This window comes from Streptomyces sp. CBMA291 (genome assembly GCF_014596525.1).
In the GTDB taxonomy this organism is placed as follows: domain Bacteria; phylum Actinomycetota; class Actinomycetes; order Streptomycetales; family Streptomycetaceae; genus Streptomyces.
Genome location: NZ_MSJP01000028.1, coordinates 22125 through 45755 on the forward strand (window position 1 = coordinate 22125; position 23631 = coordinate 45755).

Genomic DNA, 23631 nt, shown 5'->3' on the forward strand with positions numbered 1-23631 from the left:
GCCCGCCCGTCTCTCTCCCCCCCCGGCTCCCCAGGGTCAGATCCGGCCGAGGGCCCAGAAGCCGACGGCGTAGCAGAGCAGGGCGAGCAGCAGGACCGGGACGGCCACCTTGGCGGGCGGGCCCGCGCGGCGCGCCGGGGCGGGTGAGGACTGAGAGACGTACGGGACCGGCGGGGTCGGCCCGGTCATCGGTCCGGCCGGTCCGGCCATCAGACCCGTCGGTCCCGCTGTCGGCCCGGTCATCGGTCCGGTCAGTCCGGCCGCCGGTCCCGCTGTCGGTCCGGTCATCGGTCCGGTCGTGGCGTACGGGTTCTGCGCGGCGGGTGTGGCGGGTGCGGCCGTCGGGTGGGCGGTGTACGGCGGGGCGTACGGGGAAGGCACGGGCGGTCCATAGGCGGCGGGGGCCGCCATGGGGGCCGGTGCTCCCGTGGATGGCGGTGCCGCCGTGGGTGTCCGTTCGGAGGTCGGGGCGGCGGGGCCCGTGACCGGGGCGGGCAGCCGGAAGCTGCCGGTCTCGGAGGGGTCGACGGGGCTCGCGGGCGGCGCGGGGCGCGTGACGGGTCCCTCGGGGCCGAACCCCGGGGGAAGGGGGCCGAGCCGGTCGAGTACGGAGACCGGGTGCGCGTCGGGGCGGGGCTCGGGCAGCAGCTCGACGGCCGCGCCGAGGGCCTTGCGCGCGCCCGTGGCCGTACGGAACCGGGTCTGCGGATCGGGCTGGAGCAGCCCGGCGAGAACCTGCCACAGGGGCTCGGGGACGCCCTCGGGGGCGCCGGGCGTGCCGTGCTCGACGAAGTGCGCGACCAGGGCCCCGGAGTCGGGCTTGCGGCCCTGGAGCAGATGGAGCGCGACCAGGCCGACGGCGAACAGGTCGGCGGGGACGTCGGGTTCGGCGCCGTAGAGCTGCTCGGGCGCGAGGTAGCCGGGGGTCCCCACCACGTAGGCGGTCTCGGTCAGGCGCGGCTCGCCCTTCCGCATGGCGATGCCGAAGTCGGAGAGGCGCAGATGGGGCCGGCCGGTGCCGGTGACCTCCAGGAGGAGGTTGGCGGGTTTGACGTCCCGGTGCACGACCCCTTCGGCGTGCACCGAGGCCAGGCCCGAGAGGAGCTGGTCGAGCAGGACGCAGACGAAGCGGGGCGGCAGCGGGCCCTGGTCGCGGACGACCTCGGCGAGGGAGCCCCCGGCGACGAGGTCCATGGTGAACAGGACCTTGTCGTCGTCGGCGGCCCAGCTGGCCGGGGCGAGGACATGCGGGTGGTCGATCCGCAGCGCCTGCTCGCGTACGAAGCGGAGCAGGGTGTGGGCGTCGCTCTGGAGGAGCACCTTGGCCGCCACGTAACGGCGGCGCCGGTGGTCCCAGGCGCGCCAGACGGCACCCGCGCCGCCCCTGCCGATCGGGTCGACAAGCTCGTACCGTCCGGCGAAGACCTCACCCATCGTGCTGTGCCCGCTCCCCGTCGCCTCGGTGTCCGGCGGTGGACCCGGCTCCGCCCGCCGGGTCAGTTCTGGTGCGCCTCGTAGTGGGCGACCGCGTCCGCCGTACGGCCCGCGCCGTACACCCGGAGGAACTCTGCCAGTTCGGGGTGGGCGGGGGCGAGCGAGTCGGCGGCGTCGATGATGTCGCCCGCGGCCGCCACGGAGCGGAGCAGGGACTGGATCTCGCGGACCACCCGGCGGACGGTCGGGGCTCCGGAGCCGGTGGTGGGCGGGGTGGCGCCGGTCAGCACGGAGCCGCCCTGCGACTTCTTGACCTCGTCCATCCGGTCGGCCGCCTCGGCGGCGCTGACGCTGCCGTCGGCGACCTGGACGGCCAGCTCCTGGAGGGCCTGGACACGCTGGACGACGGCCGGGTTGCCGATCTTGGCCCGCTGGCCGCTCATCAGCTGGGAGAGCATGGGCGCGGAGAGCCCGAGCACGGCCGCGAGCCGCGCCTGGTTGAGCCCGAGGTCGTCGATCAGGCGACGGAAGAGCGCCCCCAACGGCTCCCCGTACCAACTGCGCTGAAGCTCCCGGGCTCTGGCCGTGGCTTCCTGCTGCGCTGCGTCCATGACTAACTCCCCATCCCTGCGGTTCACCACTGCGAACCTCGATCAGCATCTTACGGAGCGTGGTCGCCGACCGGGAGTCCCAATCCTTTTGCCGGGCATGGGGGGAGACCCGGTACGCTGTTCTCGTTCCGGGGCCTTAGCTCAGTTGGTAGAGCGCTGTCTTTGCATGGCAGATGTCAGGGGTTCGACTCCCCTAGGCTCCACCCGGAAAATGCCCCCCGACCGGCGGAAACGCAAGGTCGGGGGGCATTTCGGCGTCCAGGGCCGGGCCGGTGGCCGGGCCGGTGCGGACTCAGCCGCAGCAGGACGGGGCCGGGGGCCGCGCGTCCAGCTGGAGGAGCCGGGGCGCGGGGGCGCAGCAGCCGCCGTCGGAGGCCGTGGCGGGCTCCGTCTGGTCGAAGAGTCCGGAGCCGCCGCAGACCCCGGTCTCGGGGAGGACGAGTTCGGTACGGGCGGCGGCCTCGTGGTCGCCCGCGAGGGCGGCGGCGACGGAGCGGACCTGCTCGTAGCCGGTGAGGGCGAGGAAGGTCGGGGCGCGGCCGTAGGACTTCATGCCGACGAGGTACACGCCGGGCTCGGGGTGGGCCAGCTCCTTCGCCCCGTGCGGGTGGACGGTGCCGCAGGAGTGCTGGTTGGGGTCGATCAGCGGGGCGAGGGCGGCCGGTGCCTGGAGGCGCTCGTCGAGGCCGAGGCGGAGTTCGCCGAGGAAGCCGAGGTCGGGGCGGAAGCCGGTGAGCACGACGATCTCGTCGACCGGGTCGAGCCGTCGGCCGTCCTCGGCGACGAGGACCAGCCGGTCGCCCTCGCGTTCGATCGCCTCGGTGCGGAAGCCGGTGACGGCGTCGGCGTGCCCTTCCTCGACGGCCGCCCTGGCGGCGAGGCCGAGGGCGCCGCGGGCGGGGAGCTGGTCGGCGGTGCCGCCGCCGAAGGCCGACCCGGTGAGGCCCCGGCGCAGTACCCAGGTGGTGCCCGTGCCCGCGCCTTCGCCGGTCTTCGCGAGGGCGGCGAGCTGGGCGAGGGCGGTGAAGGCGGAGGCGCCGGAGCCGATGACGGCGGTGCGCTTCCCGGCGTGGCGGGCGCGGACGGCGGGGTCGGTCAGGTCGGGGACGCGGTAGGAGATCCGGGCGGCGGCCGCGCGCTCGCCGAGGGCCGGGAGGCCGTCGCCTCCGGCGGGTCCGGGGACCGCCCAGGTGCCGGAGGCGTCGATGACGGCGCGGGCGGTGAGCTTCTCCTCGCCGCCGTCCCGGCGGGTGAGGTGGACGGTGAAGGGCCGGTTCTCGCGGTCGGCGTCCACGATCCGGTCGCGGCCCGCGCGGGAGACGCCGGTGACCCGGGTGCCGTAGCGGACCCGCTCGCCGAGGGCGTCGGCGAGCGGCTGGAGGTACCGCTCCGCCCAGTCGCCGCCGGTCGGGTACGTCCCCGCCTCGGGCCTGGTCCAGCCGGTGGGGGCGAGGAGCCTCCCGGCGGCGGGGTCGGTCAGTTCGTCCCAGGTGGAGAAGAGCCGGACGTGGGCCCAGTCGCGGACCGCCGCGCCCGCTCGCGCGCCCGCCTCCAGGACCAGCGGCTCGATGCCCCGCTCCACGAGACGGGCGGCGGCGGCCAGGCCGACGGGACCGGCTCCGACGACCACGACGGGCAGCCGGCGGGCGGGGGTGCCGGGGCCGGTGCCGGGGGTGGAGTCGGGGCCGGAGGCGGAGTCGGCGGTGGTGTCCATGGGATTCCTTTGTTTCGACGTTTGTCGATGTATGGGTCCAGGGTGGGCCTGTGTATCGACGCATGTCAATATAGACATGTGTCGAATCCTTTGAGGTCACCCGTGCCCGCGTCCGCGTCCGTGTCTGCGTCCGTGTCTGCGCCGGTGCCCGTAGCCGGGCCTGGGCCCGCGTCCGTAGCCGCGCCTTCGGCCGGGGTCGGGCTCGGGGCCGGGGTCGAGCCGTGCTGTCCGCCGCTGGCCGAGCGTCCGCTGACGCCCGAGGAGGCCGAGCGGACCGCGCGTATGTTCAAGGCCCTCGGCGACCCGGTCCGGCTGCGGCTGTTCTCCTCGATCGCCTCGCACGAGGGCGGCGAGGCGTGCGTCTGCGACATCGCCGACGTCGGCGTCTCCCAGCCGACCGTCTCCCACCACCTGAAGAAGCTGAAGGAGGCCGGGCTGCTCTCCTCCGAGCGGCGCGGCACCTGGGTCTACTACCGGGTCGAGCCCGCCGTCCTGGCCGCGATGGGGCAGCTGCTGACCAGGGCGGCGGGCTGACACCCGTATACGCGTCGGCCTGGGTCGTCTCTTCCGGATCCTGCCGGGCGGCGCGGGCCAGGCAAGATCCGGAAGAGACGGCCTAGCGCGCGGCGCCGTGCGCGAACCGGCGGCGCCAGGCCAGTGAGACGTAGACGAGTCCGACCAGGACCGGGACCTCGATGAGCGGGCCGACGACGCCGGAGAGGGCCTGGCCGCTGGTGACGCCGAAGGTGGCGATGGCGACGGCGATGGCCAGCTCGAAGTTGTTGCCCGCGGCGGTGAAGGCGAGGGTCGCGGTGCGGTCGTAGGGCAGGCCCACCGCCTTGCCGAGCGCGAACGAGCCGAACCACATCACCGCGAAGTAGACGAGCAGCGGCAGCGCGATCCGGACGACGTCGAGCGGCTGCGAGGTGATCGTCTTCCCCTGGAGGGCGAAGAGGACCACGATCGTGAACAGCAGCCCGTACAGGGCCCAGGGGCCGATCCTGGGCAGGAACCGGCTCTCGTACGCCTCCCGGCCCAGCCTCCGCTCGCCGAGGCGGCGGGTGAGGAAGCCCGCGAGGAGCGGGACGCCCAGGAAGACGACCACGTTCAGGGTGATCTTCCCCGTGGAGATGTCGAGGCTCTCGCCCTCCCCGAGGCCGAGCAGGCCGGGCAGGACGTCCAGGTAGAACCAGCCGAGCAGACCGAAGGCCAGGACCTGGAAGACGCTGTTGAGCGCCACGAGGACGGCGGCCGCCTCCCGGTCGCCGCAGGCCAGGTCGTTCCAGATGACGACCATGGCGATACAGCGGGCCAGTCCCACGATGATCAGACCGGTGCGGTACTCGGGCAGGTCGGGCAGGAACGTCCAGGCGAGCGCGAACATCACCGCGGGGCCGAGGACCCAGTTGAGCACCAGGGAGGAGACCATGAGCCGCCGGTCGCCGGTGACGGCGTCGAGCCGGTCGTAACGGACCTTCGCGAGCACCGGGTACATCATCACGAGCAGCCCGACGGCGATCGGCAGCGAGACCCCGCCGATCTCGACCTTCGCGAGCGCGTCGTCAAGCCCGGGGACCAGCCGTCCCAGGCCCAGCCCCAGGGCCATGGCGAGCAGGATCCAGACGGCGAGGAAACGGTCGAGCGTCGACAGCTTCGCCACCACCGAGGGGGGCGCGGACGTGCCCTGCCGGGCGTCGGCGCTCAACAGGACCTCTTGGTGCCGGAGTGGGCGCGGGCGGTGGCGGCCAGGGCGCCCAACCGCCCGGCCAGCCCCTCCAGGACCTCGGGGCGCAGCCGGTAGTAGGTGAACCGGCCGCACGGCTCCGTCTCCACCACACCCGCCTCGCGCAGGACCTTGAGGTGGTTGGAGAGGTTGGTCTGCCGGGCCCCCGTCTCCGCCACGAGGTGGGTGGTGCACAGGGTCTCGCGGGCGAGCAGGGTCACGATCCGGAGCCGGAGCGGGTCGGCCAGCACCCGGATCAGGTCAGTGTCGACTGATGTCAGCATGTGCTGATACTTTCACACCGTCCCGTTCCAAGACCGTCCCACTCCAAGACCGTCCCGCTCCGACGGCACCCCCGCGCCGGCGTTCCGACGGCATCCCGCGCCGTGCCGTTCCCGCCTCCGGGGGAAGAACCGATGACCGCTCCGCTCGCCACCGTCCTCTTCGTCTGCGTCCACAACGCGGGCCGCTCCCAGATGGCCGCCGGGTTCCTGCGCCACCTCGCGGGCGACCGGATCGAGGTCCGCTCGGCGGGCTCGCTGCCGGGCGACCGGATCAACCCGGCGGCCGTCGCCGCGATGGCCGAGGTCGGCATCGACATCTCGGGGCGGCGGCCCGAGGTCCTCACCCCCGAGGCGGCCCGGACCTCCGACTACGTCGTCACCATGGGCTGTGGCGACGCCTGCCCGTACTTTCCCGGCACGACCTACCTGGACTGGGTGCTGGACGACCCGGCGGGCCGGGGTGTCGAGGCGGTCCGCCCCATCCGCGACGGGATCAGGACCCTCGTGGAAGGCCTGATCCGCGAGATCGACTCGCCCTGATCAGGCGAGAGGGCCCTGACCAGCGAGATCGACGTGCCTTGAGCACGCGAGAACGCTCTGGTCGGCGGGACCGAACCGCTCTGGTCGGCGGGACCTGATCGCTCTGGTCAGCGGCAGCCCAGAACCCGTCCGCTCGTCCGGACGGGTGGTGTTCATCGGAAGAACTGCGCGGCGGCGGCGTCGCTCCGTGCACTTCGGCAGCGCATCCCCATGATGAGGAAAGTACGTAAACCGCGCAATCCGAAGTAATCCATCCGAGAACAGCACGAAAGTGAGGGGCCGTGGCCACCGCCAAGGTCAAGCAGTTCTGGACCGCCTTCGTTTCCGTCCTCTTCGCCCTCCTCTCCTCCGTGGGTCTCACGGGCACCGCGTCGGCGGCGGCCCGGCAGCCCGGCGGAACGGCCGTCGCCCCGGCCGTCGTCCACCCCGTCACCGCCGCGGGGGAGCGCGTCCTCGCCTCCGTACCGGCGCAACGGGCCCATCGATGGCCGTCGCACGGGGACCGCTCCCTGCCGCCCACGCTCAAGCAGCGCATCGCGGCCGAAGCGCACGGTTCCTCGCCCGCCGCCCGGCACCGTTCCTCCGCCGACCCGACCGTCCTGGCCGAGCACGAGGAGTCGGCGGCCCTCGCGGAGACGGCGCTCTCCGCCGCGTAGGGGCGGGGGAGTGGTCCCCGGAGACGGTCAGCCGCGCTTGTCGCGTTCGGCGGCGGCCTCAGCCGCGGCGGCAGCCTCGGCCTCGGTCCTCTCCGCCTCCTTCTCCGGATCGAGAATCTCCTCCTCCTGATCGAGAGCCCCGGCCTCCGCGTCGAGAGCCCCGGCCCCCGGATCGAGGGAAGTGCCCCGGCCGTCGACGGACGCCGGGACGGTGCCCTCGGCCACGTCGGTGGGAGCGGGCGGCTCGACCAGCCAGTCGGGATTCGACTGCTTGTCCCACCACTTCCAGGCGGCGAACGCGCCGCCGGCCAGCAGACTCAGCACCACCACGCCCTTGGTGAGGCGACCGACCTTGCCCCGGCACTCCTGCTTCCGCACGATCCTCTGAATCTCCCCCGGAGTCACCTGACCGCGCAGCGCGGCCCAGGCGGCGGTGGAACGCGACCCGGCCTCCTCAAGGACGGGACCGGTCGCGACGACCGCCCGCTCGACCCGGGGAACGGTGTAGTCGGCCGCCTGACGGGCGGCCTGGCGGGTCCTGACCGCCGCACGCTGTGCGGCCGCGTCGACCCCCGGCGGCACATGCGGCGCGACATGCGCGTCATACCGCGCGCGCGCCTGCTCCCGGGCCGCGAGCGCCGCCTTCGAGACCTTCGGCGCGAGCAGTACGCGCGCCTCGTGCGCGTAGTGCGCGGCCTGGTCCTTGGCCGTGCCGGCGTACGGCGCCACCACTTCCGCGGCGTGCAGGACGCTCTCCTTCGCCGAACCTGTGGCGGTGCGCACGCTGTCCATGCGGGTCACGGGATTCCTCCTCCTCGGTGGCGATGTCGGTTTTTCACCTTTCCATCCTTTTCGGAATCATGCCCCCCAAGGCAAGGTCCGGCATGCGGGGCGGGCATCCGGGGCATGCGAGGATCGGACACGCCAGCGACAGACGCGGCATGACGCGAGACGACGTGGACGGAAGGCGACCGTGGCCGAGCAGCTGTACGCGATCCTCAAGACGAGCCTGGGCGACATCGAGGTCCGGCTGATGCCGTTCCACGCGCCGAAGACGGTCCGAAACTTCGTCGAACTCGCCTCGGGCGAGCGCGAGTGGACGCACCCCGCGACGGGCAAGGTCTCCTCCGACCCGCTCTACGACGGCACGGTCTTCCACCGGGTCATCAAGGGGTTCATGATCCAGGGCGGCGACCCGCTCGGCGACGGCACCGGCGACCCGGGCTACTCCTTCGCCGACGAGTTCCACCCGGAGCTGTTCTTCGACCGCCCCTATCTCCTGGCCATGGCCAACGCCGGTCCGGGCACCAACGGCTCGCAGTTCTTCGTCACCGTCGCCCCCGCGACCTGGCTGAACCGCAAGCACACCATCTTCGGCGAGGTCGCGGACAAGAGGAGCCGCGAGGTCGTCGACGCCATCGCGGCGCTGGCCACCGACCCGCGCACCGAGCGCCCGGTGGAGGACGTGGTCGTCGACACCGTGGTGATCGAGAAGCGCTGAGCCGGAAGGAACGGGAACCCCGCATGGATCCGCGGCCCTCCACGGACCGGCTCGCCGGTCCGGCGCGCTGCTACCGCCACCCGGAGGCCGAGACCGGCATCCGCTGCACCCGCTGCGACCGGCCGATCTGCACCGCGTGCATGGTCTCCGCCTCCGTCGGCTTCCAGTGCCCCCCGTGCGTCCGCGACGGCTCGGGCACCGGCCACTCCGCCGGGGCCAACCAGCCGAGGACGCTCACCGGCGGCCGGATGGAGACGGACGGACGCCTCGTCACCAAGATCCTGATCGGCGTCAATCTCGCCGTGTACCTCGCGGTGCTCGTCCTCGGCGACCGGTTCGTGGACCGGCTGGTGCTCATCGGGCACGCGTTCAACCCGTGGCTCGGCGAGGTCGTCGGGGTCGCGGACGGCGAGTGGTACCGGCTGCTCACCGCGACCGTGCTGCACCAGGAGATCTTCCACATCCTCTTCAACGTGATGGGCCTGTGGGTGATCGGCGGGATCGTCGAGCCCGAGCTGGGCCGGGCCAGATTCGCGCTCCTGTGCCTGCTCTCCGGACTCTCCGGCTCCACCCTCGCCTATCTCGTCGCCGCGCCCAACCAGCCCTCCCTCGGCGCCTCCGGCGTGGTCTACGGCCTGATCGGCGCCTGGGTGGTGCTGGCCCGCAGGCACCGGCACGACATGCGGCCGGTGATCCTCTTCGTGGCGCTCTCGCTGCTCGTCACGTTCACCCGTCCGGGGATCTCCTGGGAGGCCCATGTCGGCGGTCTCGTCGCGGGCGCCCTGGTGACGTACGCCCTGGTGCACGCGCCCCGGGCGCACCGGAACCTGGTGCAGTACGGGGCCTGTGGCCTGGTGCTGCTGCTCGACGTGGGGCTCGTCCTGGGCCGGACGATGGCACTCACCTGAGGAGAAGCACTCACCTGAGGAGCACCGCTCACCTGAGGAGAGGTGCTCACCTGAGCAGAACCTGCCGTGGACGAGCTTTCCCGGGGAGCTTTCCCCAGAGTTATCCACAGACTGGAGCGGGTTGTCCCCCGTAGAGGGGGAAAGAGCGCGCCCCTCGTCTCTGACCTGGGCATTTTCCAGGGAGACGAGGGGCGTGACTCATCTGAGCAGGGGTGATTCCGGTCATACGGGGATCATTCCGGCGTCAATCCGGTGCCGATCAAGCGCCCGCAGGGCATCCGCAGGACCCCCGGAGGGTGTGCGGGAGTGCTCCACGAGTGTCGATCGACGCCAACCCGCACGAGTTATCCACAGATCTTCTTAAGTTATCCAGTGCTGTGCACAACTCTGTGGATAAGCTCAGGGGAGAACTTGCCGAGGAGTGTGGACGGAAGCCTGTCCGGGAGCGTGGACGGACGCTACTTCCACTGCGTGGAGACGCCGAACCCGGCCGCGATGAAGCCGAAGCCCACCACGATGTTCCAGTTCTCGATCGCCTTGACCGGCATCGAACCGTCGGTGACGTAGAAGACCACGATCCACACCAGACCGATCGCGAACAGCGCCAGCATCACCGGCGCCACCCAGCTGCGATTGGTCAGCTTGATGTTGGTCGCCTGCTTCGCGGGCGGGGGCGTGAAGTCGGCCTTCTTGCGGATCCGTGACTTCGGCACGAGGGACTCTCCTGTCGATGCGCTGCGTGACCGCGCAGGGAACTGTGGCTGGCGCCGGGATGTGACGAAGGAGGACGTCTGCGTCCCCCAGGCGTCCGTTAGCGTAGTGGTTCCGCGGCACCGAAGGGGATCAGGGTACGTTGAGCAATTCCATCGGTACTCCCGAAGGGCCGGGCCGCCCCGCCAGGTGGCGCCCCGTCCGGCTCCTCACCCTTGCCGTCTTCGCCCTCGCCGGACTCATCTTCTTCACGAGCTTCGACACCGCCAAGGGCACCAACCTGCGCACCGACGCCTCTCTTCTCCGCCTCTCCGACCTGATCGAGGAACGCGGCCACAAGAACGACGGACTCGACGAGACCACCGCCGCCCTCCGCGAGGAGGTCGACGCCCTCGTCACCCGCGACGACGGCTCCACCCGCGCCGAGACCGAGGAACTGGCCGCCCTCGAAGCGAAGGCGGGAACCGCCGAGGTCGCCGGCTCCGGCCTCACCGTCACCCTGAACGACGCCCCGCCGAACGCCCAGGCCGCCCCCGGCTACCCCGACCCCCAGGCCAACGACCTCGTCATCCACCAGCAGGACCTCCAGGCCGTCGTCAACGCCCTGTGGCAGGGCGGCGCCCAGGGCATCCGGGTCATGGACCAGCGGCTCGTCTCCACCAGCGCCGTCCGCTGCGTCGGCAACACCCTGATCCTCCAGGGCCGCGTCTACTCGCCCCCGTACAAGATCACCGCCGTCGGCGACCGGGGGAAGCTGAACAAGGCCCTCGCCGGGTCCCCCGCGCTCCGGAACTACCAGCTGTACGTGAAGGCCTACGGGCTCGGCTGGAAAGTCGACGAGCACAAGACGGTGACTCTTCCCGGCTACTCGGGCACAGTGGACCTCCACCAGGCGAAGCCGCTGGGCTGACCCGGGGCCGCCTCCCCGGCGCGCCCCCGAGCGGGGAGGGCGCGTGCGGCTCGTCGTACGGACCCTCAGCGAGCTGTGCCTCACCGTCGGCACCCTGACCGTGCTCTTCGTCGTGTACGTCCTCCACTGGACCGGCATCCAGGCCCGCGACGCCGGAGCCGGACGCATCGACACCCTCCAGCGGGAGTGGGCCGCCGCGAGCACCACCGCCCGGACCGGCCCCGAAGGCTCCCCCGGTCCTGCGGCCGGACCCGGTCCCCTCCCCTACGTCCCCGGCGAGGGCCTCGCCGTCATGTACGTCCCCCGGCTCGGCGCGGACTGGAAGTGGCCCGTCCTCGAAGGCACCGGACCGTCCGTCCTGCGCGAGGGCCTCGGGCACTACGCGGCCACCGCCCGCCTCGGCGCCACCGGAAACTTCTCCGTCGCGGGACACCGCCGCACCCACGGCGACCCCTTCAAGGACTTCCCCCGGCTGCGCCCCGGCGACGCGGTGGTCCTGACCGACGGGACGACCTGGTTCACCTACCGCGTCGACCGGGGCCCCTACCGGACCGTGCCCACCGACGTCGGGGTCGTCGCCCCCCTGCCCCGGAAGTCCGGATACGCCGGTCCCGGCCGCTATCTCACCCTCACCACCTGCGACCCCGAGTGGGGCAGCAGCCACCGGCTCGTCGTCTGGGCCCACCTCGACTCCACCGCCCCGGCCGCCGACGGGCTCCCACCGGCTTTGGCGGGCTGACCCCCCACGGGCCCCTCGCCCCGTACTCTGGTCCCCGTAACGAACGGAAGGGGCGGTCGACGTCATGTACGGCTGGATCTGGCGGCATCTGCCGGGCAACGCGTGGGTACGGGCGCTGATCTCGATCGTGCTGGTCCTGGCGATCGTCTACGCCCTCTTCCAGTACGTGTTCCCCTGGGCGGAGCCGCTGCTTCCGTTCAACGATGTGACGGTGGACGGCCAGTGAGCGCGCGAATTCTCGTCGTCGACAACTACGACAGCTTCGTCTTCAACCTCGTTCAGTACCTCTACCAGCTCGGCGCCGAGTGCGAAGTCCTGCGCAACGACGAGGTCGAGCTGAGCCACGCCCAGGACGGCTTCGACGGCGTCCTGCTCTCGCCCGGACCCGGCACGCCCGAGCAGGCGGGGATCTGCGTCGACATGGTCCGGCACTGCGCCGAGACCGGCGTGCCCGTCTTCGGCGTCTGCCTCGGCATGCAGTCGATGGCCGTCGCGTACGGCGGAGTCGTCGACCGCGCGCCCGAGCTGCTGCACGGCAAGACCTCCCCCGTCACCCACGGGGGCCAGGGCGTCTTCACCGGGCTCCCCTCGCCGTTCACCGCGACCCGCTACCACTCGCTGGCCGCCGAGCCCACCGCCCTGCCGGACGTGCTCGAAGTGACCGCGCGGACCGAGGACGGCATCATCATGGGCCTGCGACACCGGGAACTGGCCGTCGAAGGCGTCCAGTTCCACCCGGAATCCGTCCTCACCGAGCACGGCCACCGGATGCTGGCCAACTGGCTGGAGCAGTGCGGCGACACCGGGGCGGTCTGCCGCTCGACGGGGCTCGCGCCGGTGGTGGGCAAGGCCGTCGCGTGACGACGGGCTCTCCGTGGTTCCGGGCGAACGACGAGCCCGGCCCCGAGCCGATACCCCAGGACCCCCACGGGCCGCGCCCCCCCGCCCCCGCGCCGGGATACGGACAGCCGCCCACACAGGGATACGGCCCCGGGCAGGAGTACCCACCCGGCTACGCCGAGCCCACCGGGCAGGGCCCCGCGTCCGGCTACGGAGAGCCCGCCTACGGAGAGTCCGGTTACGGGGAGCCCGGTTACGGAGAGCCCGGTTACGGGGAGCCGTCCCCGCACCCGTACGGGCAGGCCCCCGCGCCCCATCCGTACGAGGAGACCTACGCGGGGCCCTACACGCCCCCGTACGAGCCGCCCGAGACGTCCGAGGCACCCGAGGCCGCTGTGGAGACGACAGCGCTTCTGGAGGCCGTGGAGCCGCTTCCCGGGCCGGACCAGACCGCGGGCACGGGTCCGCTTCCCGGCCCCGGCCGGGCCGAGCGGCGCCGCGCCGCCGCCAAGGGCGGCCGTGCCAAGGGCCGTAGAGGCGCCCCCGCGCCCCCGCCCCCGCCCGGCGCCGGATCCCCCGCCGCCCCGCTCTCCCGCGTCGAGGCCCGGCGCGCCGCCCGCGCCGCCAAGGAGAGCGTCGGCGTCGTCGCCAGCCGGGTCGTCGGCGAACTCTTCATCACCTTCGGCGTCGTCATGCTCCTCTTCGTCACCTACCAGCTCTGGTGGACGAACGTGCTGGCCGGTCAGGAGACCGACCGGGCCAAGGCGCAGATCGAGGACACCTGGGCCAAGGGCGAGCAGGGCGGGGCCGAACCCGACGCCTTCGAACCCGGCCAGGGCTTCGCCATCATGTACATCCCCAAGCTGGACGTCGTCGTCCCCATCGCCGAGGGCACCAACAAGACCAAGGTCCTCGACAAGGGCATGGTCGGCCACTACGGCGAGGGCGGCCTCAAGACGGCCATGCCCTCCGACAAGCAGGGCAACTTCGCCGTCGCAGGCCACCGCAACACGCACGGCGAGCCCTTCCGGTACGTCAACCGGCTGAAGCCCGGCGACCCGATCGTCGTCGAGACCCGCAACACCTACTACACCTACGAGATGGCGAGCATCCTCCCGCAGACCTCGCCCTCGAACGTCTCCGTCATCGACCCGGTGCCGAAGGCCTCGGGCTTCACGAAACCCGGCCGGTACATCACGCTGACCACCTGCACCCCCGAATTCACCAGCACCTACCGCATGATCGTGTGGGGAAAGCTGGTCGACGAGCGCCCGCGGAGCAAGGGAAAGCCCCCGGCGCTCGTAGGCTGAGTCCGCACATTTCCGGAACATCTCCGGACAGGACGACGGGACGACCTCGTGGCACGCGCGCGCAACCGGATCGCCGGGTTCATCAGCTTCCTCGGCGAACTCCTCATCACGGCGGGCCTGGTGCTCGGCCTCTTCGTCGCCTACTCCCTGTGGTGGACGAACGTGCTCGCCGACCGCGCCGCCGACAAGGACGGCGCCCAGGTCCGCGGCCACTGGGCCGAGGAGAGCCCCGGAGCGCTCGACACCAAGGACGGCATCGGCTTCCTCCACGTACCGGCGATGAAGAACGGCGAGGTCCTCGTCAAACAGGGCGTCGGCACGGACGTCCTCAACCACGGCGTCGCCGGGGTCTACGACGACCCGATCAAGGCGGCCCTCCCGCAGGAGAAGCAGGGCAACTTCACGCTCGCCGCCCACCGGGACGGACACGGCGCCAAATTCCACAACATCCACAAGTTGAGGATCGGCGATCCGATCGTCTTCGAGACCAAGGACACCTGGTACGTCTACAAGGTCTACGAGACCCTGCCGGAGACCACCAAGTACAACGTGGACGTCCTCCAGCCGGTCCCGCTGGAATCCGGCAAGACCAAGCCCGGCCGGTACATCACGCTGACCACCTGCACCCCGATGTACACCTCCGACTACCGCTACATCGTCTGGGGCGAGCTGGAGCGCACCGAGAAGGTCGACGCCGCGCGCACGCCCCCGGCCGAACTCCGCTGACCGCTCCGCCGGGGAACCGGACGGACAAGAGGGCCCCGGCATCCTGTGCGGATGCCGGGGCCCTCCCCGTCCCACCGGATCCGGTGGGACGGGCTCAGTCGAAGAGACCGGCGCCCGGGAAGCCGGGGTTGCCGCCAGGGTTGCCCCCGTCGCCGTTGCCCCCGCCGTTGTCGCCGCCGTTGTTTCCGGGACCACCGTTGCCGGGGCCGTTGCCGCCGAGGGTGTACACGACCACCGTGTCCCCGGTGTTGACCATCTGACCGGCCCCCGGGTTCGCGCCGATCACCCGGTCGTCCTCGCCGCCCGAACCCTGCTGCTGGACGACCAGGCCCATGGCCTCAAGCTGCTGCTTGACGTCCTTGAACTTCTTGCCGCCGATGTCGGTGGGGATCTGGACCTGCGTCTGCTGCGGGCCCTTGGAGACGCGCAGCTTCACCGTGGTGTCCTGCGGCGCCGACGCGTTCCCCTCCGGGGTCTGCGCCAGGACCTGGTCCTTGGGCTGCTCGCTGTCGACGTACTCCGTCGTCACGTTGAAGCCCAGCTGCTTGAGCTGCTGCTCCGCCTGCGACACCGGGTTGCCGACCACGACCGGCACCGTCTTCAGCTTCTGCTTCGAAACGGTGATCGTCACCTCGGAGTTCTTCTCCGCCTTGGTGCCGCCGTCCGGGTTCTGGCGCAGGACCGAACCGGGATCCTTGTCGGACTCCTCCTGCTCGACCTTCACCTTGAAGCCCTTGGACTTCAGGGAGTCCTCGGCGCGCTCCTGCGACTGCTCGACGACATCCGGGACCTCAAGGAGGGGCGCGCCCTCGGAGACGTACACCTGGACCGTGCCGTCGGTGTCCATCTTCGCGATGTTGTCGGCGACCGGGGTCTGACGGCAGATCGAGCCCTTGGGCTGGTCGCAGCGCTCGGTTCCGGCCTGGAGGACCTTCACCGACGCGTTGGCCGCGAGGCCCTGCGCCCCCTCCATGGTCTGGCCGACCAGTTGCGGGACGACGACCTGCGGGTTCTTGTCCTTCTTGTCGAAGAGGGAGACGACGATGAAGACCGCGCCGACCAGCAGTATGACGGCCGCCACGACCAGCATGATGGTCGAGGTGTTGGACTTCTTCTGGCCGCCCCTGCCGCGCCGGTCCGGGCGGTCGTCGTAACCGCCGTAGCCCCCGTAACCGCCGTCGTTCGGGTTGACCGGCGGCATCATCGAGGTCTGGCCGGCCGGGTCGCTCTGGTGCAGCGCCGTCGTCGGCTGGTCCTCCGGCGGATAGCCGCCGTAGCCGCCGCCGTACACGGGCGCGCCCGCCATGCCCATCCCGATGCCCATCGCGGCGGCTGCCGCGACCGGCTGCCCGTCGAGGCACGCCTCGATGTCCGCGCGCATCTCGTCGGCGGACTGGTAGCGGTAGTCGGGGTCCTTGACCAGGGCCTTGAGGACGATGGCGTCCATCTCGGGCGTGATCTCGGGGTCGAAGTTGCTCGGCGGCTGCGGTTCCTCGCGTACGTGCTGGTACGCGACGGCGACCGGGGAGTCGCCGATGAAGGGCGGCCGGACGGTGAGCAGTTCGTAGAGCAGACAGCCGGTGGAGTACAGGTCGGAGCGGGCGTCGACCTGCTCGCCCTTGGCCTGCTCGGGGGAGAGGTACTGGGCCGTGCCGATCACCGCGGACGTCTGCGTCATGGTCATGCCCGAGTCGCCCATGGCGCGCGCGATGCCGAAGTCCATGACCTTGACCTGGCCGGTGCGGGTCAGCATGACGTTGGCGGGCTTGATGTCGCGGTGCACGATGCCGGCGCGGTGCGAGTACTCCAGTGCCTGGAGGATGCCGACCGTCATCTCCAGGGTGCGCTCGGGCAGCAGCTTGCGCCCGGAGTGCAGCAGCTCGCGCAGGGTCGACCCGTCGACGTACTCCATCACGATGTACGGGATGGAGACCCCGTCGACGTAGTCCTCGCCGGTGTCGTAGACCGCGACGATCGCCGGATGGTTCAGCGAGGCGGCGGATTGTGCCTCACGGCGGAACCGGGCCTGGAAGGACGGATCGCGGGCCAGGTCGGCCCGCAGCGTCTTCACGGCGACGGTGCGGCCGAGCCGGGTGTCCTGCCCGAGGTACACCTCGGCCATGCCACCGCGGCCGAGCACCGAGCCCAGCTCGTACCGGCCGCCGAGGCGACGCGGCTCTTCCATAGCTAATCCAGCCCTCTCCGTCTGTCCCGACCGCACCCATGGGTGGTCCGGCGGTGTGTGCTGTTCGCGCATACGGTACCGGCCCGGGGCATGCCGTCCGCCAGGGACCGGTGCCCGATACCCGACCGGTACACGAGTGGGATCAGCCCTTGGTCTTCATGACCGCCTTCATGACGGCCTTCGCGATCGGGGCGGCGAGACCGCCACCGCTGATGTCCTCGCGGTCGGTGCCCTGGGAGTCCTCGACGACGACGGCGACCGCGACCGGGGAGCCCTCGGCGGTCTTCGCGTACGAGATGAACCAGGCGTACGGGCGCTTGGCGTTCTTCTCGCCGTGCTGGGCCGTACCCGTCTTGCCGCCGACCCTGACGCCGTCCATGTGCAGATCGGCGTTGCCGCCGGTGCCCTTGGTGACGACGCTCTCCATCATCTGCTGGAGGAGCTGGGCGTTCTTCGGCGAGACCGGGCGGCTCATCTCCTTGGGCTCGTTCTGCTTGACGAGGTCGACGTTCGGGGCGCGCAGCTGGTCGATCATGTACGGCTGCATCAGCTTGCCGTCGTTGGCGATCGCCGCCGTGACCATCGCCATCTGGAGCGGGGTGGTCGCGGTGTTGAACTGGCCGATCGAGGAGAGCGCGTTGCCGCCGCGGTCGGCCTTCTTGTCGTAGACCGAGGCGGAGGAGCGGACCGGGGTGAACTGCTCGGCGTTGAAACCGAACTTCTCGGCCATCTCGACCATCTTGTCGCGGCCCACGTCGTCGCCGAGCTTGGCGAAGACCGAGTTGCAGGAGACTTCCAGGGCGCGGGTGAGGGTGGCGTTGGCGCAGCCCTGGGCGTGGTTGATCATCTCCCGGTTGGAGAGGGGGATCTTCCAGCCCTCGGGGGTGTCGGTCGCCGCGTTGATGTCGGTGACCTTGCCGTTCTCCAGTGCGGCGGCGGCGGTGACGACCTTGAAGACGGAGCCGGGGGGGTAGGTCTCGCGCAGGGCGCGGTTCAGCTTCGGCTTGTTCTTGTCCTTCTCCAGGGCCACCCAGGCCTTCTCGTCCTCGCCGGAGTATCCGGCGAAGGAGGAGGGGTCGTACGAGGGGGTGGAGGCCAGCGCGAGGATCTTGCCGGTCGTCGGTTCGATGGCGACGACGGCGCCGGTCTTCTTGCCGAGCCCCTCGAAAGCGGCCTTCTGCGCGGCGCCGTTGAGGGTGGTGACGACGTCGCCGCCCTTCTTCTGCTCGCCGGTGAACATGGCGAGCGTGCGGTCGAAGAAGAGCCGGTCGTCGTTGCCGGTGAGGATGCCGTCCTCGATCTTCTCGATCTGGTTGGCGTCGTACGCCTGCGAGGCGTAGCCGGTCACCGGGGCCCACATGGGGCCGTCGATGTAGGTGCGCTTGAACTTGTAGAACGTGTCCTTGGAGTCGACGGAGCCGGTGATGGGCTTGCCGTCGACGATGATGTTGCCGCGCTCGTTCGCGTACCGCTCGATCTGCACCCGGCGGTTCTTGGGGTGGGAGGTCAGCTCGTCGGCGCGGACGAACTGGAGCCAGTTGTCGCGCAGGAGCAGGGCGAGGACGAGCAGGCCACAGAAGATCGCGACCCGCCGCAGCGGCTTGTTCACGGACGGACCACCTGGGTCATCTCGGCGTCGGGGGACGGGGCGGGCGCGGGCGCGGGGCGGCGCGCGGTGTCGCTGATCCGGATCAGGATGCCGATCAGGGCCCAGTTCGCGATCACGGAGGAACCGCCGTACGCGAGGAACGGCATGGTCATACCGGTGAGCGGGATGAGGCCCATGACACCGCCGGCGACGACGAAGATCTGGAGGGCGAAGGCGCCGGAGAGGCCCATCGCGAGCAGCTTGCCGAAGGGGTCGCGGGCGGCGAGGGCGGTGCGGACACCGCGCTCGACGATCAGACCGTAGAGCAGCAGGAAGACCATCACACCGGCGAGGCCGAGTTCCTCGCCGACGGTGGCGAAGATGAAGTCGGAGTTCGCGGCGAAGCCGATGAGGTCGGAGTTGCCCTGGCCGAGACCGGTGCCGAGGATGCCGCCGGAGCCGAACGACATCAGGACCTGGGTCATCTGGTCGCAGGCGTACGCCATGTTGGTGCCGGGAGGAGCCGTCTTCAGACACTCGAAGGGGTCGATCCAGGCCGCCACGCGGGACTGGACGTGGCTGGCGAAGGAGCTGACGGCGACCGCGCCGCCCGACGCCATCAGCAGACCCATGACGATCCAGCTGGTCCGCTCGGTGGCCACGTACAGCATGATCACGAACATGCCGAAGAACAGCAGCGAGGTGCCGAGGTCGTTCTCGAAGACCAGGATGAGGAGGCTGACCGCCCAGATCGTGAGGATCGGGCCGAGGTCGCGGCCACGCGGCAGGTAGAGCCCCATGAACCGGCGGCTGGCCAGTGCCAGCGCGTCCCGCTTCACCATCAGATAACCGGAGAAGAACACGGCGAGGACCAGCTTGGCGAACTCGCCGGGCTGGATGGAGAAGCCGCCGACGTTGATCCAGATCTTGGCGCCGAAGACGTCCGTGCCCAGACCGGGGACGAGCGGCAGCAGCAGCAGGACGAGCGCGACCGCCATCGAGATGTACGTGTAGCGCTGGAGGATCCGGTGGTCCTTCAGGACCAGCAGCACGCCGATGAGCATGGCGACGCCGATCGCCGAGTACATCATCTGACTGGGGGCGTCGGGGCTGAAACTGCCGTGCTCCCGGATGGACTTGGCGATCAGCCGGGGCGACTGGTCGAGCCGCCAGATCAGCACCAGGCCGAGCCCGTTGAGCAGGGTCGCGAGGGGCAGCAGCAGCGGGTCCGCGTACGGTGCCCACTTCCGCACCACCAGGTGCGCGACACCCGCGAGCAGGGTCAGGCCGAGGCCGTAACCGAGCATGCCTGCCGGGACCTTGCCGTCGATGGCCAGGCCCACGTTGAGGTACGCGAACACCGGGATGACGACGGCGAACGCGAGCAGCGCCAGCTCCGTGTTGCGGCGGCTCGGTGCCTCGATCGCGCCGATCGTGGTCGTGTTGGTGACAACGCTCATGGTGGTGAAAGGCCCCCTACGGGTGCTTACTGCTTGCCGCAGTTCGAGGCCAGCCGCTGCTCCTCCGCGGTAAGGGCGGGACCCGGCGACGGAGCGGCTGTGGTGGGCTTGGATTCGGGTGCGGCGGCGCCGTCCGCGTTCTCGGGCGTCTCGGCCGGCTTGGTCGGCTGGGCGGCGGCCTTCTCGGAGGCGGCCCGGCGCTGCTCGGTCTTCTTGCAGGCGGAGACCTGGAGAGCCAGCTCGGAGATCTTCGTACGGGCCTTGTCGAGGCTGCCGCCCGCGATCGTGTCCTCGACCTGCTTCCGCTGGTACGCGGGAAGGTACTTGAGCTCGATCTCGGGGTGGTCCTGCTCGACCTTCGACATCGAGATCCACGCCAGGTCCTGGCTGATGCCCTGGTAGAGCGCCACGTGCTGGTCCTTGGCCCCGACGAAGTACTGCTTCTGCGTCCAGCGCCAGCCGCCGTAGAGACCGCCGCCGACGAGGGCCAGGACGAGGACGAGGAAGAAGAGGCGCTTGAGCCACTTGAGGCCCGTCCGCGGCTTCACGAAGTCGTCGTCCGTGTACTCCTCGTAGGAGCCTTGCGGGGCCATGCCGTAGCCGTGGTCGTCGCCGCTGCCGGGCGGGCCGAACCCACCGGCGGGCGGCTGCTGGTGCGAGGCCGGGCGGCCGAGACCGGAGGCACGGCCGGCCGGGGTCTGCATCGCCCCGCCGTCGTTCAGCTGCGCCTGGTTCTCCGCGACCGCGCCCACGATGACCGGGGTGTCGCTGAGGTGACCGGCGAGGGTGTCGCCGCCGTCGACGTCCAGGACGTCGGCGACGATCACCGTGATGTTGTCGGGGCCACCGCCGCGCAGCGCGAGCTGGATCAGCTCCTGCACGGTCTCCTGCGGGCCCTGGTAGCTGGCGAGGGTGTCTTCGAGGGTCTGGTGCGAGACCACGCCGGACAGGCCGTCCGAGCAGATCAGATAGCGGTCTCCGGCCCGGACCTCACGGATCGACAGATCCGGCTCGACGTGGTCGCCGCTGCCGAGCGCCCGCATGAGAAGCGAGCGCTGCGGGTGGGTCGTCGCCTCCTCCTCGGTGATCCGGCCCTCGTCGACGAGCCGCTGCACCCAGGTGTGGTCCTGTGTGATCTGGGTCAGCACCCCGTCGCGGAGCAGATAGGCGCGGGAGTCGCCGACGTGCACCAGACCGAGCCGCTGGCCGGTCCAGAGCAGGGCGGTGAGCGTGGTGCCCATGCCTTCGAGCTGCGGGTCCTCCTCGACCATCATCCGCAGCTGGTCGTTGGCGCGCTGCACCGCCGTGCCCAGCGAGGTGAGGATGTCGGAGCCCGGGACGTCGTCGTCGAGGGTGACGAGGGTGGAGATCACCTCGGAGGAGGCGACCTCCCCGGCCGCCTGGCCGCCCATGCCGTCGGCGATCGCGAGAAGGCGCGGACCGGCGTATCCCGAGTCCTCGTTCCCCTCGCGGATCATGCCCTTGTGCGAGCCCGCGGCGAATCGCAAGGACAGTGTCATGCGCACCTGCCCTGTCGACGCCTCATCGGGGTACAGCCGGTCTCGACCCACACTGCCCACCCTCCGGTCGATCCGGTCACACCGGTCGCTTCGATCGCTCCGGTCGGGAGCGTGGCACGGACGCTGGAGGGGCCCGTCCCGACTCGCTCGCTCCGCTCGCGCCTATTCATGATGTAGCACTACTTCCGCAGCTCGATGACGGTCTTGCCGATGCGGATCGGCGCGCCCAGCGGAATCGGGGTCGCGGTGGTGAGGCGGGTCCGGTCGAGGTACGTGCCGTTGGTGGACCCGAGGTCCTCGACGATCCACTGCCCGTCCCGGTCCGGGTAGATCCGGGCGTGGCGGCTGGAGGCGTAGTCGTCGTCGAGGACGATCGTCGAGTCGTGCGCCCGGCCCAGCGTGATCGTCTGGCCCTGGAGGGCGACGGTCGTGCCGGTGAGGGTGCCCTCGGAGACGACGAGTTTGGTCGGGGCGCCCCGGCGCTGCCGCCCGCCGCCCGCGCTCTGCTGGCCGCGCTGCTGCGGTGGCGCGGCGGTCTGCCGCGCCTGCTGCTGTTGTTGGGGTCGCGCCTCCTGGCGCCGTGAACCGCGCTGGGTGACCCGCGTACCGAAAAGGTCACTGCGGATGACCTGGACGGCCACGATGACGAACAGCCACAGAACGGCCAGGAAACCCAACCGCATGACCGTCAGGGTCAGCTCTGACATTGCCCCCGCTTCACCCTTCGGCTTGCCGGTAAACGATGGTGGTGCTGCCCACGACGATCCGCGAGCCGTCGCGGAGCGTAGCGCGGGTGGTGTGCTGCCCGTCCACCACGATGCCGTTGGTGGATCCCAGATCCTGGATCGTCGAGGGCGTTCCGGTCCGGATCTCGCAGTGCCGGCGGGACACGCCGGGATCGTCGATCCTCACGTCCGCGTCGGTGCTGCGGCCGAGGACCAGGGTCGAGCGCGAGATCTGGTGGCGGGTGCCGTTGATCTCGATCCAGCGGCGCGTCTGGGCGCCTGCCCCGCCGGTGCCGCCGGGGCCGGGGGCCCCTGCCGCGGGCCGGTGACCGGGCGTGCCGGGAGGCGGGGACGCGGGCATGGGCGGGGCGCCGGCCGGGGGATACCCGTAGCCGCCGCGGCCCTGCGCCTGGCCCTGCTGCTGGTGGGGCTGGTGTCCGCCTGCGGGCGGCTGCGGCTGCGGCTGGGACGTGCTTGACGCCAGCGTGCGGCTGCGGACGCGGTACAGACCGGTGTCGAGGTCCTCGGCCTTCTCCAGATGGACCTTGATCGGGCCCATGAAGGTGTACCGCTGCTGCTTCGCGTAGTCCCGGACCAGGCCCGCGAGCTCGTCGCCGAGCTGACCCGAGTAGGGGCTGAGACGCTCGTAGTCCGGCGTGCTCAGCTCCACGATGAAGTCGTTGGGGACGACGGTCCGTTCGCGGTTCCAGATCTGCGCGTTGTTGTCGCACTCGCGCTGGAGCGCGCCCGCGATCTCGACAGGCTGGACCTCGGACTTGAAGACCTTGGCGAAGGTGCCGTTGACCAGACCTTCGAGACGCTGCTCGAAACGCTTCATGACTCCCATGGGGCACCTCCTCCGTCGTTGTCGTCCTGGTACTGCTTACAGATCGTATCCACGCGTCGGGAAATCGGCTGGTTCCCCTTCCCCGCCCTGTGGACGAGTGTCACCTCTCACAGGCTTTCCCCACGGATCGTAGAGGCGCCCTGTGGACAGTGTCCCGCACCTGGCTGTGGGGAGAGGGCGAGAGGGTTCCCGTACGGAGGCCCGGAGCGGGTGTCCCGGACGGTTCCGGGGCGGTCCGTACCGTTCCTCCGCCGATGCTCCTCCCCCGCGCCGTCGCCCCCTCCCCTCACCTTGTTCTGCCCGAGCGCGGCCGAAACAACGGATGTGAATCCACGGCCTGCGACGTGCTAATCTTCAGATGTCGCCAGGCGCTCACACCGAAAGGTGAGGGAGCCCGGAGCACACCCAATGCGCGGGTGGCGGAATAGGCAGACGCGCTGGATTCAGGTTCCAGTGCCCGAAAGGGCGTGGGGGTTCAACTCCCCCCTCGCGCACCAGAGGATATCCGTAGGGATGTCCTGGTAGGAACGACGAAACGGTCGGCATCGCAATGATGCCGACCGTTTTGTTTGCGTTCTGGGGATGCTGGGGATGGGGCGGGGCGGGGCGGGGGCGGGGGTGGGTGCGGGTGTGGGTGGTACGGGGGTACGTGGACTGCCGGTGGCCTTCGGACCGTCAGCGGCCTTCGGGGGCCCGGCG

Annotated in this window: 25 protein-coding genes and 2 tRNA genes; 14 read left to right on the forward strand and 13 right to left on the reverse strand. The window is 70.9% G+C overall.

Annotated features, from left to right (window positions below; translation table 11 throughout):
- Window positions 1–36: 36 nt before the first annotated feature.
- Both BU197_RS07820 and BU197_RS07825 read right to left on the reverse strand, forming a co-directional pair.
- Entirely contained in the window at window positions 37–1434 is a 1398-nt protein-coding gene (locus tag BU197_RS07820) for a serine/threonine-protein kinase (RefSeq protein ID WP_188267491.1), read from the reverse strand.
- A 62-nt stretch (window positions 1435–1496) separates the two neighbouring features.
- Entirely contained in the window at window positions 1497–2045 is a 549-nt protein-coding gene (locus BU197_RS07825) for a helix-turn-helix domain-containing protein (RefSeq protein WP_188267492.1), read from the reverse strand.
- Window positions 2046–2175: 130 nt separating this feature from the next.
- On the opposite strand from BU197_RS07825, the gene BU197_RS07830 reads away from it, so the two are divergent.
- Window positions 2176–2248: transfer RNA gene (locus tag BU197_RS07830), tRNA-Ala, on the forward strand.
- An 89-nt stretch (window positions 2249–2337) separates the two neighbouring features.
- Here the strand turns inward: BU197_RS07830 and BU197_RS07835 are convergent.
- Window positions 2338–3759: an NAD(P)-binding domain-containing protein gene (locus tag BU197_RS07835; RefSeq protein ID WP_188267493.1), complete on the reverse strand. Its 1422-nt coding sequence runs from the start codon at window positions 3757–3759 to the stop codon at window positions 2338–2340.
- 234 nt (window positions 3760–3993) lie between these two features.
- On the opposite strand from BU197_RS07835, the gene BU197_RS07840 reads away from it, so the two are divergent.
- Window positions 3994–4293 carry an ArsR/SmtB family transcription factor gene (locus BU197_RS07840; RefSeq protein WP_188267541.1) on the forward strand — a complete coding sequence of 100 codons (300 nt, stop codon included), beginning with the start codon at window positions 3994–3996 and terminating at the stop codon, window positions 4291–4293.
- 82 nt (window positions 4294–4375) lie between these two features.
- Here BU197_RS07840 and arsB read toward each other — a convergent pair whose 3' ends face one another.
- Complete coding sequence (gene arsB / locus BU197_RS07845; protein WP_223183757.1) at window positions 4376–5464, reverse strand: ACR3 family arsenite efflux transporter; 1089 nt, start codon at window positions 5462–5464, stop codon at window positions 4376–4378.
- Window positions 5461–5766 carry an ArsR/SmtB family transcription factor gene (locus BU197_RS07850; protein WP_188267494.1) on the reverse strand — a complete coding sequence of 102 codons (306 nt, stop codon included), beginning with the start codon at window positions 5764–5766 and terminating at the stop codon, window positions 5461–5463. Before BU197_RS07850 ends, arsB begins: the two co-directional genes overlap by 4 nt.
- A gap of 132 nt (window positions 5767–5898) precedes the next feature.
- On the opposite strand from BU197_RS07850, the gene BU197_RS07855 reads away from it, so the two are divergent.
- On the forward strand, window positions 5899–6306 hold the full coding sequence (locus BU197_RS07855; RefSeq protein ID WP_188267495.1) for an arsenate reductase ArsC: 408 nt from the start codon (window positions 5899–5901) through the stop codon (window positions 6304–6306).
- 281 nt (window positions 6307–6587) lie between these two features.
- Window positions 6588–6962, forward strand: coding sequence for a DUF6344 domain-containing protein (locus BU197_RS31270; protein WP_188267496.1), 375 nt, complete (start codon window positions 6588–6590; stop codon window positions 6960–6962).
- Between the two features lie 27 nt (window positions 6963–6989).
- Here BU197_RS31270 and BU197_RS07865 read toward each other — a convergent pair whose 3' ends face one another.
- A complete protein-coding gene (locus tag BU197_RS07865) occupies window positions 6990–7763 on the reverse strand; it encodes a DUF5324 family protein (RefSeq protein ID WP_188267497.1) in 774 nt (257 codons plus the stop codon).
- A gap of 172 nt (window positions 7764–7935) precedes the next feature.
- Here BU197_RS07865 and BU197_RS07870 point away from each other — a divergent pair, with 172 nt between their 5' ends.
- Window positions 7936–8463: a peptidylprolyl isomerase gene (locus tag BU197_RS07870; RefSeq protein ID WP_188267498.1), complete on the forward strand. Its 528-nt coding sequence runs from the start codon at window positions 7936–7938 to the stop codon at window positions 8461–8463.
- Window positions 8464–8486: 23 nt separating this feature from the next.
- A complete protein-coding gene (locus BU197_RS07875; RefSeq protein ID WP_188267499.1) occupies window positions 8487–9371 on the forward strand; it encodes a rhomboid family intramembrane serine protease in 885 nt (294 codons plus the stop codon).
- 458 nt (window positions 9372–9829) lie between these two features.
- Here the strand turns inward: BU197_RS07875 and crgA are convergent, their stop codons facing one another.
- A complete protein-coding gene (gene crgA / locus BU197_RS07880; protein WP_188267500.1) occupies window positions 9830–10084 on the reverse strand; it encodes a cell division protein CrgA in 255 nt (84 codons plus the stop codon).
- Window positions 10085–10224: 140 nt separating this feature from the next.
- Here crgA and BU197_RS07885 point away from each other — a divergent pair, with 140 nt between their 5' ends.
- The 7 genes from BU197_RS07885 (at window position 10225) to BU197_RS07910 (ending at window position 14607) form a co-directional block, all read left to right on the forward strand.
- Window positions 10225–10992, forward strand: a complete 768-nt coding sequence (locus BU197_RS07885) for a DUF881 domain-containing protein (protein ID WP_188267501.1) — start codon at window positions 10225–10227, stop codon at window positions 10990–10992.
- Window positions 10993–11035: 43 nt separating this feature from the next.
- Window positions 11036–11731: a class E sortase gene (locus tag BU197_RS07890; RefSeq protein WP_188267502.1), complete on the forward strand. Its 696-nt coding sequence runs from the start codon at window positions 11036–11038 to the stop codon at window positions 11729–11731.
- A 64-nt stretch (window positions 11732–11795) separates the two neighbouring features.
- Window positions 11796–11957: a hypothetical protein gene (locus BU197_RS07895; protein ID WP_188267503.1), complete on the forward strand. Its 162-nt coding sequence runs from the start codon at window positions 11796–11798 to the stop codon at window positions 11955–11957.
- Complete coding sequence (locus BU197_RS07900; RefSeq protein WP_188267504.1) at window positions 11954–12592, forward strand: aminodeoxychorismate/anthranilate synthase component II; 639 nt, start codon at window positions 11954–11956, stop codon at window positions 12590–12592. Before BU197_RS07895 ends, BU197_RS07900 begins: the two co-directional genes overlap by 4 nt.
- Window positions 12593–12605: 13 nt before the next feature.
- Window positions 12606–13106 (forward strand): pentapeptide repeat-containing protein, encoded by a 501-nt coding sequence (locus BU197_RS31445; RefSeq protein WP_188279188.1) that lies wholly within the window; start codon window positions 12606–12608, stop codon window positions 13104–13106.
- Window positions 12994–13881, forward strand: coding sequence for a class E sortase (locus BU197_RS30945; RefSeq protein WP_411158461.1), 888 nt, complete (start codon window positions 12994–12996; stop codon window positions 13879–13881). The genes BU197_RS31445 and BU197_RS30945 overlap by 113 nt, the downstream gene beginning before the upstream one ends.
- Before the next feature lie 48 nt (window positions 13882–13929).
- A complete protein-coding gene (locus BU197_RS07910) occupies window positions 13930–14607 on the forward strand; it encodes a class E sortase (RefSeq protein WP_188267506.1) in 678 nt (225 codons plus the stop codon).
- 94 nt (window positions 14608–14701) lie between these two features.
- Here BU197_RS07910 and pknB read toward each other — a convergent pair whose 3' ends face one another.
- From pknB to BU197_RS07940, 6 genes are all read right to left on the reverse strand, one after another.
- Entirely contained in the window at window positions 14702–16792 is a 2091-nt protein-coding gene (gene pknB / locus BU197_RS07915) for a Stk1 family PASTA domain-containing Ser/Thr kinase (protein WP_188267507.1), read from the reverse strand.
- Between the two features lie 142 nt (window positions 16793–16934).
- Window positions 16935–18401, reverse strand: coding sequence for a peptidoglycan D,D-transpeptidase FtsI family protein (locus BU197_RS07920; RefSeq protein WP_188267508.1), 1467 nt, complete (start codon window positions 18399–18401; stop codon window positions 16935–16937).
- Window positions 18398–19840, reverse strand: a complete 1443-nt coding sequence (locus tag BU197_RS07925; RefSeq protein WP_188267509.1) for an FtsW/RodA/SpoVE family cell cycle protein — start codon at window positions 19838–19840, stop codon at window positions 18398–18400. Before BU197_RS07925 ends, BU197_RS07920 begins: the two co-directional genes overlap by 4 nt.
- 26 nt (window positions 19841–19866) lie before the next feature.
- Window positions 19867–21360, reverse strand: a complete 1494-nt coding sequence (locus BU197_RS07930; RefSeq protein WP_188267510.1) for a Stp1/IreP family PP2C-type Ser/Thr phosphatase — start codon at window positions 21358–21360, stop codon at window positions 19867–19869.
- Between the two features lie 179 nt (window positions 21361–21539).
- On the reverse strand, window positions 21540–22067 hold the full coding sequence (locus BU197_RS07935; RefSeq protein WP_188267511.1) for an FHA domain-containing protein: 528 nt from the start codon (window positions 22065–22067) through the stop codon (window positions 21540–21542).
- Window positions 22068–22077: 10 nt separating this feature from the next.
- The gene (locus tag BU197_RS07940) at window positions 22078–22932 is read right to left on the reverse strand and encodes an FhaA domain-containing protein (RefSeq protein WP_188267512.1); all 855 of its coding nucleotides are present in this window, start codon (window positions 22930–22932) and stop codon (window positions 22078–22080) included.
- Between the two features lie 410 nt (window positions 22933–23342).
- On the opposite strand from BU197_RS07940, the gene BU197_RS07945 reads away from it, so the two are divergent.
- Window positions 23343–23429 (forward strand) — tRNA-Leu (locus BU197_RS07945).
- Window positions 23430–23631: the final 202 nt, after the last annotated feature.